Annotated in this window: 15 protein-coding genes; 9 read left to right on the plus strand and 6 right to left on the minus strand. The window is 71.4% G+C overall.

Annotated features, from left to right (window positions below; all coding sequences use genetic code 11):
- The first annotated feature begins 273 nt into the window (after positions 1-273).
- The 4 genes from ACFO60_RS28090 to ACFO60_RS28105 all read left to right on the plus strand — a co-directional run bounded on the left by ACFO60_RS28090 (position 274) and on the right by ACFO60_RS28105 (position 3,680).
- A complete protein-coding gene (locus ACFO60_RS28090) occupies positions 274-759 on the plus strand; it encodes a MarR family winged helix-turn-helix transcriptional regulator (protein ID WP_380845673.1) in 486 nt (161 codons plus the stop codon).
- A 244-nt stretch (positions 760-1,003) separates the two neighbouring features.
- Positions 1,004-1,852 carry an aldo/keto reductase gene (locus tag ACFO60_RS28095; protein WP_380845676.1) on the plus strand — a complete coding sequence of 283 codons (849 nt, stop codon included), beginning with the start codon at positions 1,004-1,006 and terminating at the stop codon, positions 1,850-1,852.
- Between the two features lie 194 nt (positions 1,853-2,046).
- The gene (locus tag ACFO60_RS28100) at positions 2,047-2,790 is read left to right on the plus strand and encodes an SDR family oxidoreductase (protein ID WP_380845678.1); all 744 of its coding nucleotides are present in this window, start codon (positions 2,047-2,049) and stop codon (positions 2,788-2,790) included.
- A 134-nt stretch (positions 2,791-2,924) separates the two neighbouring features.
- A complete protein-coding gene (locus ACFO60_RS28105; protein WP_380845681.1) occupies positions 2,925-3,680 on the plus strand; it encodes an SDR family oxidoreductase in 756 nt (251 codons plus the stop codon).
- A gap of 195 nt (positions 3,681-3,875) precedes the next feature.
- On the opposite strand, the gene ACFO60_RS28110 is transcribed toward ACFO60_RS28105, so the two are convergent.
- The 4 genes from ACFO60_RS28110 to ACFO60_RS28125 all read right to left on the minus strand — a co-directional run bounded on the left by ACFO60_RS28110 (position 3,876) and on the right by ACFO60_RS28125 (position 7,111).
- Complete coding sequence (locus ACFO60_RS28110) at positions 3,876-4,316, minus strand: cupin domain-containing protein (RefSeq protein WP_380845684.1); 441 nt, start codon at positions 4,314-4,316, stop codon at positions 3,876-3,878.
- Positions 4,317-4,484: 168 nt separating this feature from the next.
- Positions 4,485-5,804: a hypothetical protein gene (locus tag ACFO60_RS28115; RefSeq protein ID WP_380845687.1), complete on the minus strand. Its 1,320-nt coding sequence runs from the start codon at positions 5,802-5,804 to the stop codon at positions 4,485-4,487.
- A 9-nt stretch (positions 5,805-5,813) separates the two neighbouring features.
- Positions 5,814-6,191, minus strand: coding sequence for a cupredoxin domain-containing protein (locus ACFO60_RS28120; RefSeq protein WP_380845690.1), 378 nt, complete (start codon positions 6,189-6,191; stop codon positions 5,814-5,816).
- Between the two features lie 53 nt (positions 6,192-6,244).
- Complete coding sequence (locus ACFO60_RS28125) at positions 6,245-7,111, minus strand: copper resistance CopC family protein (protein ID WP_380845693.1); 867 nt, start codon at positions 7,109-7,111, stop codon at positions 6,245-6,247.
- 603 nt (positions 7,112-7,714) lie between these two features.
- Here ACFO60_RS28125 and ACFO60_RS28130 point away from each other — a divergent pair.
- Positions 7,715-8,563, plus strand: a complete 849-nt coding sequence (locus tag ACFO60_RS28130; protein WP_380845696.1) for a GNAT family N-acetyltransferase — start codon at positions 7,715-7,717, stop codon at positions 8,561-8,563.
- Here ACFO60_RS28130 and ACFO60_RS28135 read toward each other — a convergent pair.
- Entirely contained in the window at positions 8,537-9,226 is a 690-nt protein-coding gene (locus tag ACFO60_RS28135; RefSeq protein ID WP_380845699.1) for a type 1 glutamine amidotransferase domain-containing protein, read from the minus strand. The two genes, ACFO60_RS28130 and ACFO60_RS28135, sit on opposite strands and share 27 nt — an antisense overlap.
- Positions 9,227-9,690: 464 nt before the next feature.
- On the opposite strand from ACFO60_RS28135, the gene ACFO60_RS28140 reads away from it, so the two are divergent.
- The 4 genes from ACFO60_RS28140 to ACFO60_RS28155 all read left to right on the plus strand — a co-directional run bounded on the left by ACFO60_RS28140 (position 9,691) and on the right by ACFO60_RS28155 (position 16,601).
- Positions 9,691-10,335, plus strand: coding sequence for a CHRD domain-containing protein (locus ACFO60_RS28140; RefSeq protein WP_380845702.1), 645 nt, complete (start codon positions 9,691-9,693; stop codon positions 10,333-10,335).
- Between the two features lie 268 nt (positions 10,336-10,603).
- Positions 10,604-11,896, plus strand: coding sequence for a PepSY-associated TM helix domain-containing protein (locus ACFO60_RS28145; protein ID WP_380845705.1), 1,293 nt, complete (start codon positions 10,604-10,606; stop codon positions 11,894-11,896).
- A 300-nt stretch (positions 11,897-12,196) separates the two neighbouring features.
- Positions 12,197-13,156 carry an AraC family transcriptional regulator gene (locus ACFO60_RS28150; RefSeq protein ID WP_380845708.1) on the plus strand — a complete coding sequence of 320 codons (960 nt, stop codon included), beginning with the start codon at positions 12,197-12,199 and terminating at the stop codon, positions 13,154-13,156.
- A gap of 253 nt (positions 13,157-13,409) precedes the next feature.
- On the plus strand, positions 13,410-16,601 hold the full coding sequence (locus ACFO60_RS28155) for an ATP-binding protein (RefSeq protein ID WP_380845711.1): 3,192 nt from the start codon (positions 13,410-13,412) through the stop codon (positions 16,599-16,601).
- Positions 16,602-16,672: 71 nt separating this feature from the next.
- Here the strand turns inward: ACFO60_RS28155 and ACFO60_RS28160 are convergent, their stop codons facing one another.
- Positions 16,673-17,194, minus strand: coding sequence for a TrmH family RNA methyltransferase (locus ACFO60_RS28160; RefSeq protein WP_380845714.1), 522 nt, complete (start codon positions 17,192-17,194; stop codon positions 16,673-16,675).
- Between the last annotated feature and the right edge of the window lie 266 nt (positions 17,195-17,460).

Here is a 17,460-nt window from a genome sequence, read left to right on the forward strand (position 1 = left end):
GGTCAGGGGCCGGCGAACGCGATGAGCCGTATGCCGTCGGCGTTGACGGCGGCGGGCTCGGGCGCTCGGCTCGGCTGGTGCGTCGGTGGCGTGGCCGGCGCAGGTGGTGATCGTCGCCGTCGGAGGCCGGGGTCTGGCGATGGCCTGCCCGGGCGATCGGCGGATCCGGGGATGCGTGGATGCGTGGATCGAAAGCCGGCTCGGTGGGTTCGAGTCGTAATTCGTATCGAACGATACCGTATCGAATGAGTGGATAGCCGGTAGTGTGCTCTCATGACCGCCGACGTACCTCGCAGAACCGTGACCTCGCGTGCGACCGGCCGCCCCGGGGACACCTCGCCTTTCGCTCTCGGCCTGCTGCTGCGCCGGGCGCACTGGCGCGCCGCCGCGGTGATCGCGGAGATACTCCGGCCGCTCGACATCGAGTTGCGGCATTTCGCCGTGCTGCTGGTGCTGGTCGACCGCGGGCCCACGGCGCAGCGGGACCTGGTGGCGGAGACGGGGTCGGACAAGGCGGGGGTCATGCGGGTGGTGGACGATCTGGAGCGCTGGGGGCTTGCCGTACGCAAGAGCGTTCCGGGAGACCGGCGGGTGCGGGCCGTGGAGATCACGCCTCAGGGCCTCGAGCTTTTCGACGCGGCCCATGTCGCGGCGGAGTCGCTGACCGAGCGTCTGGTCGCCGACCTGGAGCCCGGCGAGTCCGAACAGCTGACGGATCTGCTGACCCGGCTCGTCCGCTCCGAGAGCGGTCCGGCGTAATCGCGCCCGACGCACCGGTCGCCGGCGGCACGGGAATGGGCGTGGGCGTGCGATTGGCCGGCGGCCGGGGACGTGCTCGGCCTGGGCGTCGGTTCGGGCAGCGCTCGTGCGGGCGCGCTCTCGTGGACCACTCCCCCGGGCGGCGCCGCGCTGGTACGGGCGTCGCCGGTCGGCAGATGGTATCAAATGATACTGTATCGATCGCGACATAATCGGGTGCGCTGGGCACATCAGGAGGAGAGACATGTCCGACCAGTTCCGCCTCGGCGGCGACCTCACGATCGACCGGCTCGGCTTCGGCGCCATGCGCCTGCCGCAGGACCGCCCGGGCGGACCCGCCCGCGACCCCGAGACCGGCCGCGCCGTCCTGCGCCGCGCCGTCGAGCTCGGCGTCGACCACATCGACACCGCCCACTTCTATCGCAGCGAGAACGGCTCGGTGCACGCCAACACCTTGATCCGCGAGACTTTGTCCCCGTACCCGGACGCCCTGGTCATCGCCACCAAGGTCGGCCCGGTCTTCGGCCCCGGCGGCCCCCGTCAGGGCACTCCTGCCGACCTTCGCCCCCAGGTCGAGGCCAACCTCGAAAGCCTCGGCCTTGATCGCCTCGACCTGGTGTACCTGCGCGTCGGCACGACGCGGCCCCCGCACGGCGAGTCGCTCGCCGAACGCTTCGAGGTGCTCGCCGCGCTGCGCGAGGAGGGCCTGATCCGCCACTTGGGCCTCAGCAACGTCGATGCCGGCCATCTGGCCGAGGCCCGCGCGATCGCGCCTGTCGCAGCCGTCCAGAACAACTTCAACGTCGCCGATCGCGACGAGACGACCGTCCTGGACGCCTGCGCACAGGCCGGCATCGCCTTCGTCCCCTTCTTCCCGCTCGGGGGCGGCGGGGCCGACATCGACGATCCGGGCCTGGTCAAGGTCGCCGGACGGCACGATGCCACCGTCCACCAGATCGCGCTGGCCTGGCTGCTGAGCCTGTCCCCGGTCGCCCTGGCCATCCCGGGGACCGGTTCGGTGGCTCACCTGGAGGAGAACCTGGCCGCCCGGTCGATCGCCCTCACCGCGGAGGACCTCGCCGACCTCGGCTGATCGCCCAAGGGCTCGCGCGAGACCGGGTGGCCTTCGGATTCGTGACACCGGGATCGAGGGAAAGGGACCTGTCACGGACCCGCGTGGTCGTCCGGGCCGGAAAGGCAGGCGGACCCTGCGCGTTCGAGCTCGAGGACGAGCGGGCGCGTGCCGTCATGTCCGGGAAACCGCCCGGGAACCAGGAAGGCCAGGAAATGAAGATCGCTGTCATCGGCGGGACCGGTCTCATCGGGTCCCGGGTGGTCAAGATCCTCAACGCGCGCGGGCACGCGGCGGTGGCGCACGCGACGTCCACCGGTGTGGACCTGCTCAGCGGCAGGGGCCTGGCCGAGGCGCTGACGGGCGCCGGCGTCGTCGTCAACCTGACGAAGCCGCGGACCTTCGACGAGGCCTCGCCCTCCTTCTTCCAGACGACCATGGACAACCTGCTGACGGCCGCCGAGGCGGCCGGCGTCGGCCACGCGGTCATCCTGTCGATCGTGGGCGCCGACCGGGTGCCCGACCTGGTCTACTATCGCGCGAAGGTGCTGGAGGAGGACCTGCTCAAGGCCGGCCCCGTGCCGTACTCGATCGTGCGTGCGACGCAGTTCTTCGAGTTCCTCGACACGGTGCTGTCGTGGACCTCCGACGAGCACACCGTCCGCCTGCCCGCCACCCTCATGCAGCCCATGGCGGCGGACGACGTCGCCCGGGTCGTGGCCGACGTCAGCGTGGGCGTCCCGCTGCGAGGCACCCGGGACATCGCCGGTCCCGAGGTCCTCGCGCTCGACGAGCTGGGCAGGATCACCCTCGCCGCCCGTGGCGACCGCCGCGCCGTCGTCATCGACGAGGACGCCGGCATGTACTCCGCGGCCTCGGGCCGCGCCCTCCTCGCCGACGACGGCGCCTTCATCTCCGAGACCACCTACCGGGAGTGGCTCGCGCGCGCCACGGCCTGACGGCGTCCGGCGCGAGGGGCTCGTCGATCGCGAAGCGACTCCGGCGGCTGTCACAAGGCGGCGGGCTGCCCGGTCTTAGCTGGCGACCGGTCGGCGACAAGACGCCCCCGGCGAAACAGGAAAGAGGGTCATCCGTGAAGATCGTGGTTATCGGCGGGACCGGGCTCATCGGCTCGAAGGTGGTGGCGAGGCTGACCGAGCACGGTCACGAGGCCGTGGCGGCGTCTCCGAAAACCGGCGTCGACACCCTCACCGGCGAAGGGCTGGCCGAGGCGCTGGCCGGCGCGCAGGTGGTCGTCGACGTGTCGAACTCCCCGTCGTTCGAGAGGGCCGCGGTGCTTTCGTTCTTCGAGACCTCCACGCGCAACCTGCTCGCCGCGGAGGCGGCGGCCGGCGTCGGTCACCACGTCGCGGTGTCGATCGTGGGAACGGAGCGGCTGCCGGAGAACGGCTACTTCGCGGCGAAGATCGCCCAGGAGCGCCTGATCGAGGAGTCGTCGATCCCGTTCTCGCTCGTGCACGCCACCCAGTTCTTCGAGTTCGCCCGCGGCATCGCCGACGAGGCCACGGCCGAGGGCAAGGTGCACGTCGCGCCGGTGCTCTTCCAGCCCATGGCGGGCGACGACGTCGCCCAGGCGGTCTATCGGGCCGCGGTGGGGTCGCCGTTGAACGGCAGGGTCGAGATCGCCGGTCCCGAGCAGTTCGGGATGGACGAGTTCTTCCGCCAGGCGCTGGCCGCCTGGGGCGACGGACGCGAGGTGGTCACCGACCCGCACGCGCGCTACTTCGGCAGCGAGCTGAGCGAGCGGTCGCTGGTTCCGGGTGAGGGCGCCGTCCTCGGCGAGATCCGCTACCACGACTGGCTGGAGCGGAACGCGACCGGGAAGTAACCGGGCGTCCGTGGCCGGCCGGAGGTGATTCCCCAAGGGCCCGGCGCCGCGACACGGAAGGCGGGAACCGCGAACGCGGTTCCCGCCTTCCGCGCTGTCAGCGCGCGGTGGTGAACAGGACCGCGCAATCCTGCACGGCCTCCACGCGGTGGCGGCGTCCTGGCATGACCAGCAGGTCCCCGGGCAGCCCGTTCGTCATGACCGCGGCGCGCGGCGGTCCCGCCGGGCTTCCAGCTCCTCCGGGTCGACCACGGTCAGCATCGGCTGCCCGGGCGCGCAGAACATCGTCACCACGAACGCCGACTCCTCGCCGGCGAGGTGGTTGCCGTCCTGGTAGTGGATCACGTCCCCACCGGGCTCCCAGAACGCCTCGCCCGCCTGGACGACCCGCGCGGGCTCGCCTTCGAGCTCGAAGTCGATGGCCCCCTTGACCACGTACCCGTACGCGGGCCCGGAGTGCCGGTGAGGCGGCGCGCCCGGGCTGTCCGGCGGCAGCGTCACCAGGATCGTCATGGCCTCGGCCCCCTCCGGCGCGGGCGGCGCCCCCGGCACGGTGGCGACCGTGTCGATTCTCGGCGGCGGCCCGCTCTTGCCGGGGTTGTCGATGTGGTGAGCGCTGGCGTGATCGGTGCTCATCAGGCCTCCTTCGCGAAACGGGTGGCCGGCTCGATCCGGCCGTGCACCAGCTCAGACCGGGCAACGCTCTGATCTGTGACAACGCCACGGACCGCGCGCCCGCCGGAGTCCCCGTCCGCGCGGTTGCGACGGTCATCGTCGCGGTGGGGGCCGGGCGCGCCGTCTTGGCTAGGCCGCGAACAGGAGTATCAGGCCGGTGACGGTGTACACGACCATCAGGGCCAGCAGAGGGATCTGGCCCCGGACGGCCGTGCGGTGGGGGAAGAGGGTCAGGGCGCGGTCGTGGGCCAGGACGGTGCCCATGATGTGGCCGACGACGATGACCGTCACCTGGAGCATGGCGATTCCGGCGGGACTGGTGCCGGCGGCGCCGACCTTCCAGCCGGCCGTGCCGAGCCAGTCGGCGCCGGTGACGAGCGGGTCCGACAGCAGGGCGATGGTCCGCTGGCCTTCCAGGAGCAGCAGCGTGAAGTAGTGGGCCACCAGGTAGCCCACGGCGATCGGCACGATCGAGTGTGCCAGCTCGCCCGCCATCGTCCCGCGCGCGGCTCCGCCCCAGCCGCCGGCCAGCGCGGTCGCCGCAAGGTAGGCCGCGAGGACCACCGCGATCACGGCGGCCAGGGCGGCCGTGCCCAGCACCGGGGCGGGCACGGAACTTTCCTGGACGTATCGCACCCAGAACGGGGCGTTGGAGACGCTGTCGTACATGGTGGACCCCAGCAGCACGATCACCAGGGCCACCAGGCCGGGGGCGGGCTCCTGCCCGGCCATGCCGTGCAGCGGGTTGCGCCAGGTGAGGGTGCCGTCGGGATTCCGGCCCACCGGGGCGAGCCTGCCCATGAGACCGCTGTACGCCTCGAACGTGTCGCCCTTGTCGAACCATCCGGAGCCGAAGACCCCCGCCCCCGCCAGCATGGCCACGGCGTACACCGCGAGCCAGGCGCCGATGACGGGCAGCGTGGCGCGTCCGGGGGCGACCAGTTCCAGCCAGGTGAACGCGAACAGCCCGGCGGCGGCGGGCCAGTACCCCAGACCTTCCGGCAGCGGCCGCACCCCGCGAAGGGGGTCACGGCGGAGCGCGGCGCAGGCCAGCAGATGTACGGTGCGCAGGGGGTTCACCGCGCGCCATACCGGGCCGAACAGAAGTGACAGCGGGATCAGGCCCACCCAGAACAGGACGTAGAACACTCCCGCCGTCGGATTGGCGGCCCGGTCGGGACCGAAGAGCAGCCCGACGCAGAAGTAGGCCGTGACGAGAAGCCCGGCCAGCCGCCAGAACCACCGCCACCCCGGCGCGCTCACCAGGCCCTGGACGCGCGCCGCCACGGGGCGGGCGTACCCGAGGGCGCCGGCGAGCCGCGGCTCGGTCCACAGGACGCCGAGCCCGGCGAACGACACCAGCAGGGCGAGGACGGCGCCGGTCATCGCGGCGGCGAAGGGGATCGGCAGGTCCTGGCGGCCTCCGACACCGTGGGCCAGTGCGAGCATCCCAGGTCCCTAGCGCACCAGGAGCTGGAAGAGCTGCAGTTCCTGGTCGTGGGTCTCCACTTCGAACAGGCCGCTCTGGTCGGCCACGAACTCGATCGTTCCCGCGGCGCCCGGCTTGAGATCCGCGGCCTTGTCGTAGCCGTGAACGTGCGCCACGTCCGCCACGTCGCTGGTCACGGTGATCCGCACCTTCTGCCCCTTGGCGACGTCGATGCGGGACGGAGGCGGTGCCACCGTCCGGCCGCTGATCGTCACCGTGATCTCCTTGACGGTGGCCGGGGCGGTGTTCGCGCCGGCGTCCGTGCCGCCGCAGCCGGCGAGCGCGGACAGCGCCACGCCGAGCAGCGCGATGAGCAGGAAACGGGATCGGGCAGCGAGGAATCTCACCGTGGTACTCCTGAAACGGGGACGGGCGCCGGTCATGGGTTCTGAACTGCGGCTCACCGGCGTTTGCCGGGAGAGTTCCGGCGCGGCGCGGGAGGCCGGGGCGAAGGGCGCGGCCCCGGGCGGGAACGCCCGCGCGGCGTGGGGCCCCCGGCCTGCCGGGGGCGGGCGGCTCGCGCCACCATGACTGCCGTCCCGGCGACGAGCAGCACGGGAACCAGCCACACCAGCCAGCCCGACGATGAGGACGGCTCCCCCGGGGTCCCCGGCGCGGCGGCCGGGCTTCCCTCGGCCTGCGACTCGGAGCCGTTGCCGCAACCGGTCTCCGGCATGCTCCTCGGTGTGCACGCCGGGGACGCGTCGGCCCGCGGCCCGACGGGTGCCACCTCACCGGTGTCACGGCCCTCGCTCGCGGGGGAGGGCGCGATGGGCTCGGGGGTGTCGGTGGGGCTCGTCCAGCCCTTGGGAGATCTGGTGGTCCGGCCGGTGTAGGTGAATCGGATGTCTCCCCGCACCACGTCTCCGTCCGAGGCGACGGTCTCGTAGTGGGCGACGTAGACGCCCTTCTCCGGCCAGTGCGCCACGGGGATGCGCACCTCGAAGCCCTCGTGATACAGCCGAGGCTCCCATACGCCGTTGACGAGGAAGAATTCCCGGACCGGATCGTCCAGGCGTTTGATCTCGCCGTGCGACCACGGCCGGTCGACCCGGGCGCCGCTCGGCGCGGTGACGGTGAAGTACGTGTGGGACACCGGCTTCTCGGTGAAGTACAGCGAGACCGCCTCCAGCGGTTCGCCGACCTTGCTGTCCTTGGCCGGTACCGAAAGCGCGAGCTGCCCGTGAGCCTCCGCCGGGGACGCCGACACCACCACGAACAGAGACCCAAGGACGATCAGCAGCAGTACCCGGACCGACCAGTTCATGGCCGTGGACCGTCCTCTCCCCGTCGAGGAAGGCGCGCGGCGAAAGCGCTCGGAACAGAGCGGCAAGAAGCCGGCGACGCAATCAGATGAGAACGAAAAGGCGTGCGCAAGCGCATAAATCCTTTCCATAACGCGTGCGCCGACCACGTCGATAGCGAATAAGAGACACCAGGCGCGCGGAGGTGCCGCCCCACCGCGCCCAACCGTTACCGCGCCCACATTGTCGTCATGAGCCCGGGTAAGCGTCAACCCTCCCCCGGGCGAGCGTCAACGCCGGCCCGCGCAAGCCGGGTGGCGCGACGGGTTCCCGCGGCGCGGAGCGTCCGGCGTCCACGGCGAAGGCGCGATCGCCGTTCGCTCGATCCACGCGGTCCTCGCGTCTTGAGGCGCGTCCGTGGTCCGGGGCGGGCGCGGCGGGCGGCGGGCGGCGGGCGGCAGGGAGGAGCAGGTGCCCACGCGAGACGGTCAAGTCGTCGTCAATAAGCGTTCCAGTCACCGCGATTATCTTTGCCTGACGGCGGCGAGGGATATCCGGAGCCGATCCGTGTTCTCGACCCGCCGGCCCATGGCGCCTCGTCATGGCCGGATCTTCTATGGAGTGTCATGTCCACGTTCTTGCCCCCGCCGTCTCTGGCCGAGTTGTCCGAGGCCGAGGCCATGTACCAGTTCGAGTCGAACGCGCCGACCGTGGTGCGCGAAGCGCTCGGAATCGAGTGCGTCAGGCTCGCGGGTGGCGTGCTGCTGTCGATGCGGGAGGATCCGGCGAAGTACTGGAGCAAGGCGCTCGGCTTCGGCTTCGCCGAGCCGGTCACCGCAGGCCTCATCGGCGAGATCTGCGATTTCTACCGGTCGAGGAACGACCCGTCGGCCGTGCTGCAGCTCGCGCCCTCGGTGCTGCCCCCCGACTGGGAGAAGATCTGTGCCGAGCACGGCCTGTCGCAAGGGGGGTCGTCGGTGAAGCTCGCTCGCGACCTGTCGACGGACGTGCCGGCCGGGCACACAGGGCCGCGTGTCGAACGAGTCGACGCGAAGGACGCGCACGAGTGGGCGACGGCGCTGATGCGCGGTTTCGACATGCCCGAGGGACCGCTGGTGGAGATGGCGGCCGGCTTCGCCGTGCACCCCGACTTCCGCGCCTACGTCATCCGAACCGGCGGGGAGGTGGTCTCGGTGGCCGGCATGTACATCGGCGGCGAGACCGCGCAGCTCCTGGGCGCCGCCACGCTGCCGGAGCATCGGGGGCGCGGCGCCCAGACCGCGATGTTGCGAGCGCGAATCAACGACGCCACCGCGGCCGGCTGCCGCGTGATCTTCGCGGAGACCGGGGCCGAGGAGCCGGGTGCGCACAACACTTCCTTGCACAACATGACGAGGGCGGGCTTCGTCCCGATGTACACCCGCGTCAATTGGACCCTGAGCACCGAGCTAGGCGGTGCTCCGGCCGGCCAGTGAGATCAGCTCGGTCGCGGCAGGCCCGGAGGAGGCCGGGTTCTGCCCGGTGACGAGAAGCCCGTCGGTCACCACGTGCGACTCGAAGTCGCCGGCCTTGGAGAAGTCGGCGCCCTTGGCGACGAGCTCGTCCTCCACCAGGAAGGGCACGACCTTCGTCAGGCCCATGGCCTCTTCCTCGCTGTCGGTGAAGCCGGTCACCCTTCGTCCCGCCACCAGTGGGGTGCCGTCCGGATTCTTGGCGTGACGCAGCACGCCCGGCGCGTGGCACACCAGCGCGAGGGGCTTGCCCGACGCGGCGATCCGTTCGATCAACCCGATGGAGGTCTCGTCCTCGGCGAGGTCCCACAACGGGCCGTGCCCGCCGGGGTAGAAGACCGTGTCGAAGTCGTCGGCGGACACAGAGTCCAGCCGCACGGTCCTGTCCAGCTGAGCCTCGGCCTGCGCGTCGGCTTCGAATCGGCGGGTCTGGTCGGTCTTGAACAGCTCCTCGTCGCTCTTCGGGTCCAAAGGCGCGCGCCCGCCCTTCGGCGAGGCCAGGGTGATCTCCCACCCGGCGTCCTTGAAGCGGTAGTACGGCGCGGCGAGCTCCTCGAGCCAGAACCCGGTCTTGCGTCCGGTGTCACCCAGCTCGTCATGCGAGGTCAGCACGATCAGAACCTTCAAAGTCCTGCTCCTCGTCTCGTCGGTGGTCTTCGGTGACCACCGGTGCGGTCCCGCGCCGGACGCCGGGTCATGCGCGGCGCCTCATCGCTCATGTGCGAAAGGTACGGGCGCGTACTTGACATGCACTGGATGAAAAGTGAACCCGCGCCGGCCGGAGGCGTTCTTTTGTGGTCCGTGGCGGAAATCCTTCAACGAAGTCGCCGCGGCGATGGAGCGCACGCGGGAAATCACGTGGCATTTGTTGATGACGAGTGAACAATCACTGGATTCGTCGCCGGCCCCGCGGACATGACCGGCATATCCCCAGGTCATAGGCGATTTCCGGGAATCCATCATTACGGCGCCATGTGGCATTGATCACACGCCTTATGTGACTTTGTACGCAGAATGCCCACTATCGTCGTCTTTACTGTCTGCCTGTGGCAAAGAATGCCGCAAGGGACTACCAAGAAAGAAGGGTCACGATGAAGACGTCGACACAGATGGGCAAGGGCCGAATGTCGTGGCAGCGCGTTTTCGGAGGAGCGGCGGCGGCGGGAGCGGTCGCGATGGTGGCCGCCGGCACGGTGAGCGCCGCCCCCGCGTCCGCCGCGTCCCAGCCCGTCAGGGTGATCACGGCCCCCGCCGCGCACGACCACACGCACACGACCGGGACGGTCGGCGCGCATGAGCACACCCAGACGACCGGCACGGTCAGCGCGCATGAGCACACCCACACGACCAGGAAGTACTACTTCGCCGCCGGGCTCCTTGGCCGGAACGAGGTACGCGAACCGGGCAAGAAGGTCGACGACCCGAACGGCGTGGCCCTCGCCAAGTTCCGCATCAGCGGCAACCGCTTCTACTACGTCGTCCAGTGGAAGAACACCGGCAGGCCCACCGCCTTCCACATCCACCGGGGCAAGGCGGGCGTGAACGGTCCCGTCGTCATCGACCTGCTGTCCAACGGCACCATTCGCGGCAACACGAGCTTCGGCTCCGTTCGCGTCAAGAGCAGCCTGCTCGCGGGCATCAAGAAGAACCCCAAGAACTGGTACGCCAACCTGCACACCGCCCAGTTCCCCGACGGCGCGGTCCGTGGCCAGCTCCACAAGGGCGGCCGCTGGTAAAGCGCCCTCCGTGGCCGGGCACTCCACGAAAGTGGAGTGCCCGCCCGGCGCGCGTGCGGCCGTGGCGACCCTGGCGTCCGCCGGCCGTCCCCACGCGGCCGCCGAGGCGACCGCGTATTCGGACCGTCCCGCGAGACGCCACGCCTTCCGGGTGTACGCGTTTTGACAAACGGAGAAACAGTTCATGACTTCCTCTGTCGATATCGCATTCACGCCCAGGACAGAGCCCCCGCCGCGTCGTGCGAGCTGGGCGGTCCTGCGCCCCCTTGTGCGACGGCTGCACTTCTACGCCGGGCTGCTCGTCGCGCCCTTCCTGCTGGTCGCCGCGGTCACCGGCTTCCTGTACGCCGCCTCGTTCCAGATCGAGAAGATCGTTTATCGGCACGAGCTGACCACAGCGGCCGGCCAGACGCGACTGCCCTTGTCCCAGCAGATCGCGGCGGCCCGCGCGGCACAGCCTCAGGGCAAGGTCAGCGCGGTGCGGCCGGCCGTCGAAGCCGACCAGACCACCCAGGTGCTGCTCGACGTCCCTGGCCTGGCGGAGAGCACCAAGCTGGCCGTCTTCGTCGATCCCTACACCGCCCGGATACGCGGCGAGCTGGAGAGCTACGGCGGCTCGGGCGCGCTGCCCGTGCGGGCCTGGATCTCCGGCCTCCACCGGAGCCTGCACCTGGGAGAGCCGGGACGCGTCTACAGCGAGCTGGCGGCGAGCTGGTTGTGGGTCGTGGCGCTCGGCGGCCTGCTGCTGTGGATCGCCCGGCGCCGACGCAGGCGCCGCCGGCTGATCTTGCCGGAACGCGGCGCCACGGGTCTGCGACGCACGCTGTCCTGGCATGGCTCCGTCGGCGTGTGGGTGGCGCTGGGCCTGCTCTTCCTGTCCGCCACCGGCCTCACCTGGTCGAAGTACGCGGGAGCGAACCTCGGTGAGCTGCGCGCCGCCTGGGGCTGGGAGACCCCGGCGATCTCCGCCTCTCCCGCCGACCACGCCGCGCACACCGCGGGCGGCCACCAGCACGGAGCCGCCTCCGCGATCAGCGCCGACCAGGTCGTCCAGGCGGCCGCGAGCAAGAACCTGTCCGGCCCGCTGGAGATCGTCTGGCCGGCGGAGGCCGGCGGCCCGTACGTGGTCAAGGAGATCGACGGTCACTGGCCGGTGCGCCTGGACCAGGTGGCGGTCGACTCCACCACGGGGCAGGTGATCGCGGAACTGCCCTTCGCCGGCTACCCGCCGGCCGCCAAGCTGACCCGATGGGGCATCGACGCCCACATGGGTGTGCTGTTCGGCCTCGCCAACCAGCTCGTGCTGATGGCCGTGGCCGCCGGGCTCGTCACGCTCATCGTGCTGGGCTATCGGATGTGGTGGCGGCGCCGTCCCGCCGCGACGCCCGCGCGCGGCGCCTGGAGGCAGGCGCACTGGACGGTGCCGGCGTCGGCGGCGCTGCTCACCGTGGCCGTCGGCGTTCTCCTGCCCTTGATGGGCATCTCACTGGCCGCGTTCCTCGTGGTCGACGTTCTCCGCGGAAGACTCGCTCGGGCGAGGCACGGCGGCGGTCACCCCTGAGCCTCGGCCGGAGAGTCACCCCGATTGATACGCTGGCCGAGAACCGGTCCTCGCCCGGCCCGTGGCTCTGGATCAGCGCGTGACGCATCGGCGGACGCGCCCGGCGCGTGAAGCGCCGGGGCGAGAAGCGGCGTCACAGGCGCCGCACTCTGCCGGGCGCGACCACCGGCCTGACCTACCGGCGGGGCGATCCCGGCGTCCCAGCCGCCGGCGGCGCACCTCGACCGCGCCGGCGCCGGCTTCTCACCGGGGGCCGCGGAAATGTGGAAGATCGGCGTCTGTGGCCGCAGGGGGTGCACTATGACGAGCTCGGAACTCGAGCACCGCGTGAGCTCGGCGGATCTCATCTCGGCGCTGGCCGCCCGCGCGCCCGAGATCGGAGGCAACGACGGCGGCTGGCCCGGCCTGACCCTCTACCGCTTCACCGAGCCGATGGCGCCCGCCTGGGAGGAGATCCAGTCGCTGTCTCTCGGGATCGTCGCGCAGGGCAGCAAGGCGGTGATCGTGGACGGCAAGCGGTACCTATATGACCCGTTCCATTACCTGGTGCTCAGCGGCAACGTGCATTTCCAGGCCGAGGTCCTGCGGGCCAGCGCCCGCGAGCCGTTCCTGGCCTTCGTACTGGAGATCGACCCGGCGCTGGTGCGGAAGGTCTCCACCGACATGCTGGGCCGGCGGTCGGGCGCGTTCGACCCGGCCGCGGAGCACGGCGAGGCCGACCGATGCGTCGTCTCTCCGCTCGATCCGGAGCTCATGGCGGCGGTCCTGCGGTTCCTTCGGTCGCTCGACAGCGGAGCCGACCGGCGGGTGATGGCGCCGATATGCGTCGAGGAGATGGTCTACCGCGTGTTGCGCCGCGAGCAGTTCTCCCGGATGCTGCACATCGCGGCCAGGCAGACCTCGCACAGCTCGATCTCCGCCGCGCTCACGTTCGCACGGGCGCACTATGCGGAGCCGTTGACGGTCAATGACCTGGCCAGGCAGGCGGCCTTGAGCCCATCGGCGTTCTCGACCCTGTTCCGCGAGATCACCGGCCGCCCGCCGTACCGGTTCCTGAAGGAGTACCGGCTCGACCGGGCGCGCGAGCTGCTCGTCGACCACCGCAGGAGCGTCGCCGAGACATCCCGTCACGTGGGCTACGCGAGCGTCTCGCACTTCATCAAGGAGTTCCGCAACCGCTTCGGCGTCACGCCGAAGGCCTACGCCGACGCGCGCGACGTGGAGGCCGAGCTGCGAAGGTTGCGCTCGCGCGCCGAGTAGGGCGTTCACGCGAGCCCTCCGCGCCGGCGAGATCGATCAGGATCCTCCGCCGTCGTGGAATGGGCACTGATCGAGCAGGATCACGGTACCTGTGAGCTTGGCGGTCCGCTTGACTGACCGGACCAGGCGATTCGCGAGCCGTCACGACGAACAAGGTGGTCCATGCGTGGCTGTGCCAATCCTTCCCATCGGTAGCGGTGGCGAGGACCGATCGGCTGCCGGCGGTTCCATGATGTTCACGATTCTCGGGCCCATGCGGCTCTGGCGGGACGGCGTCGAGTTGCACGCCGGGCCGCGGCAGCAGGCCTTTCTGCTGGCCCTCCTCCTGGCCAGGGAAGGACGTCCGATCAGCACCGACGAGCTGATCGACTTCATCTGGGTCGGCTATCCGCCGGCCAGTGCCCTCAACGTCATCCACAAGTACGTCGGCTCGTTGCGCCGGCTGCTGGAGCCCACGCTCTCGGCGCGAGGCTCCGGCTCGTACCTGCGGCGGTCGGGCAACGGGTACCTGTTCACGGCAGGCGCCGGGACGCTGGACCTCGTCGTCTTCAGGGATCTCGTCCAGGCCGCCGGTACCGCCCTGGCGGAGGAGCGCCACGAGGCGGCCCTCGACCGCTACCTGGAAGCGCTGGGACTCTGGCAGGGCCCCGCGGGCGACGGGCTGAACCAGGGACCGGCCGCACCGGCGATCTTCGCGAGGCTGGACGGCCAGTTCTTCCAGGCGTGCACGGCGGCGGCCGATCTCGCGGTGTCGCTGGGCCGGCCGGACCGCGTGCTGCCGTCCTTGCAGCTGGCCGCCACGATGGCGCCGCTGCACGAACCCGTGCAAGCGAGCCTCATCTCCACTCTGGGCGCCGCCGGTCAGCAGGCGGAGGCGTTGTCGGTGTTCCGCGCCGTCCGTGCTCGCCTCGCCGACGATCTCGGCATCGACCCCGGCCAGGCCCTGATCGCCGCGCATCAGCGGGTGCTGGACCAGGACCTCGCGCCGGCCGGGGCGGTGACCGTCCGGCGGCCGGCCGGACACCTGCCCGCGCCGCCGCCGGCCGCCGCGGAGGCCGGAACACCGCCCGCGGAGGCCGGAACACCGCCCGCGAACGTCCTGGTCGGCCGCGGCGAGGAACTGGCGGTGCTGCGGCAGGCGATCGATCCGGTCTTCACCGGAGGCACCGGGTTCGTCGTCCTGGAGGGCGAGCCGGGGATAGGCAAGACCCACTTGCTGAAGGAGCTCACCGCCGAGGCGGGCCGGCGCGACGCCGGCGTCGTCTGGGGCCACTGCCTGGAAGGCGAAGGAACGCCGGCGATGTGGCCGTGGGCACAGGTGGTCGGCAGGGTGCTGGACGAGCTTCCCGACACGGCGCGGGAGACCTGGCTCGCCGGCGATCTCGGCCACCTTCTCGGGCCGGACTCCGACCTCCTCAGCCGATCGGCGGCCCCCGGCGGCAGTGCCCGGTTCCGCCTGTTCGAGGCGATCGTCGCCGCCGTCGGCCAGGTGGCGGCGCGGCGGCCGCTGGTGCTCGTGATCGACGACCTCCAGTGGGCCGACATCGCGTCGCTGCGATTGTTCGGTCACCTGGCGGCCCGGCTGCCGGGCGGAACCGCGATCATCGGAGCGCTCCGCGACCGCGCGCCTGTGCCCGGAACGGCGCTGGCGCGGACGCTCGCCGCGGCGAGCCGGGTGCCCGGTCACTGCCGCGTCCGGGTCGGTCCGCTCGGCCTGGCCGGCGTGGCCGAGCTCGTCCGCCGCGAGACCGGCCGGGATCCGGATCCGGGCGCCGTCCACGGCATCCACACGCGTACCGCCGGCAACCCGTTCTTCGTCCGGGAGCTGGCCCGGCTGCTCGCGGACGGCGGCATGATCACCGAGGACGCCGTGGCGCGAGCGGGAGTGCCCTCCACCGTGCGAGATGTCGTCCGTGACCGGATGACCGGGCTCGACGACCACGCCAGGGACCTGCTCCAGATCGCCGCGCTGATCGGACGGGAGGTGGACCTCGGCCTGCTCGCCGATGCCGCCGGCCTCGACGTGCAGACCTGCCTTGACCGCCTGGAGCCCGTGGAAACGCTCGCCCTGCTCGAACCCGCGCCCGAAGACCCCTACTCGTTCCGCTTCTCGCACGATCTGGTCCGCGAGGCGGTCACCGAGACCACGCCCCGGGGACGGGCGATCCAACTGCACCTGCGCGTCGCCGACGCGATTGAGCGCACCGGATCCTCCTGCGACCATCTGGCCGAGCGCGTCGCTCACCACCTGTGGGCCGCCGGCCCGCTCGCCGATCCGCGCCGGACGGCGGCGGCGCTGGTGCGCGCGGGCCGTCACGCGGCGGCCAAGTCCGCGCTCGAGACCGCCGAGAGGCGGCTCCGGCCGGCCGTCCGGATCGCGCGGACCGCGAATCTCGCGGAGCTGGAGCTGTCCGCCCTGTCCCAGCTGATCGCCGTCGTGGGAATGCGCTCGATGTACGGCACCTCGACGGTGGATCTGCTGGAACGCGCGGAGCACCTGGCCCGGAGCCTCGGCCGGGAGCTCGACACCACCGTCTTCCTCTACTCCCGCTGGATGGCGCATGCCCAAGTCCTCGACAGGGACCGCAGCACGCCGCTGGCGCGCCGGTTGCTGGAAGAGGGCGAGGCATCCTCTGAACCGCTCCTGCGCGCGTACGGCCTGCAGGCATGGGGACTTCAGCGATTCAGCGATGGAGACATGGGCGAGGCCTTCCGCCGCCTGAGCGAGGCGAGCCGATTCCTGCTGACCCGCGTCGTCCGGCGCGAGGAGGATCCCGTCCGGCACGACCTGAAGCTGCTCATGATCGGGATGCTCGCGGAGGCGACCGCCATGCACGAGGACGTCGACGGCGCGCGATCGCTGCTCGACGGCCTGGAGGCCGCCGGCGACGACCCGTTCACGATCACGGTGTGGGCCGCCCACGCGGCGAGGACGGAAGCGGTGATCGGCGACCCGGTCCGGGCCTCGCGCGCGGCGGAACGGGGCATCGCCGCGGACCCCGGCTTCTCCTTCGTGTTCCTCGGCACCTACCAGCGGCTGGTCCGCTGCTGGGCCCTGGCCATGACGGGCAGGGACCCGGCCGGCGCCGCGGCGGAGGCCGAGCGGCTCATCGCCACGAACCTCCTCGACCCGCCGCGAGCCAGCGTCTCGACGTTCTACGGCCATCTTTGTGAGATGTGGCTGGTCGCCGGGGCGCTCGACAAGGCCGCAGCCGCCCTCGACCGGGCCGACTCGTGCCTCGATCTCTACGGCCAGCGCTACCCGGAAGGCCTGCTCCTCCTGCTGCGGGCGCGACTGCTGCTGGCCAGAGGGGAGTCCGACGCCGAGGTCAGGGCCGTCGCGGAGAGGTGCCGCACGCTGTCCGCCGAACGCGGCACCCACCTGTTCGCACGCCGCGCCGAAGAGTTCCTGGCCACCCTGGACGACCGCCCGGCCGTCCACTGATCGGAGCCACCGGGTCGGCTGACCCGTCCCCCGTCCCCCGTCCTGCCGCCGAGCGACGTGGCGGCGGCCTTTCAGGCGAAGCCGGCCAGTTTGTACAGGACGAGGGAGCCGGCGACCGCGACGTTGAGGCTGGCCCCGGTGCCGATCATGGGGATCTCCACCACCTGGTCGAGGAGGTCGAGCGCCTCGGGCGGGATGCCGTCGCTCTCGTGGCCGAGGACCGCGATGGTCGGCCGGCGTGCCATGGGCAGGTCCGCCAGGCGTATCGCGTCCTCGGCCAGTTCGACGCCGAGCACCGCGGATCCGGCCGACCGCTGCCGGGCGAGCCACGTCAGCGGGTCGCCCACCCAGTGCACGCACGCCGGGTGGCGCAGGGTGTGCCCGCGGCGCAGCGCCTCCGGCACCCACGGCAGGCGCGGTACGGCCAGGCAGGCGCCGACGGCGTCACACGTGCGGAGCAGGGTGCCGAGATTGACTCCGTGCAGCGGCCAGAGCGGCGCGACGGTGAGATGTCCGAGGCAGCGCGGCGGGCGTCGCCGCCGCTCGGCTCGCAGGTCTTGACGGGTGCGGACCCGCACGGCGCGCCCGCTCACCACAGGTCGCGGAGCGCTCCGGCGCGGAGGAGATGAAGGCACATGACGATGAGCGCTTTCAGCGGCACGCCCGGACCATCGACGGATCAGATCGCTTCCCAAAGTACAGGACGGACGCCTGGCGCGAAATCGCCCGCGCGCAAGGAGTCGCCTCCTGGCCTCAGGCCTCTCGCGTGCGCTCGCGCGGGTCCTGGCGGGCCGGCTCGCCGTTGGCCTCTGGAATGGCCGATGGGTACCGGGCTTAATGTCTTCGGGCGAAGGAGTTC

Origin of the sequence: Sphaerisporangium dianthi (assembly GCF_042654065.1) — a bacterium.
GTDB classification, from domain to species: domain Bacteria; phylum Actinomycetota; class Actinomycetes; order Streptosporangiales; family Streptosporangiaceae; genus Sphaerisporangium; species Sphaerisporangium dianthi.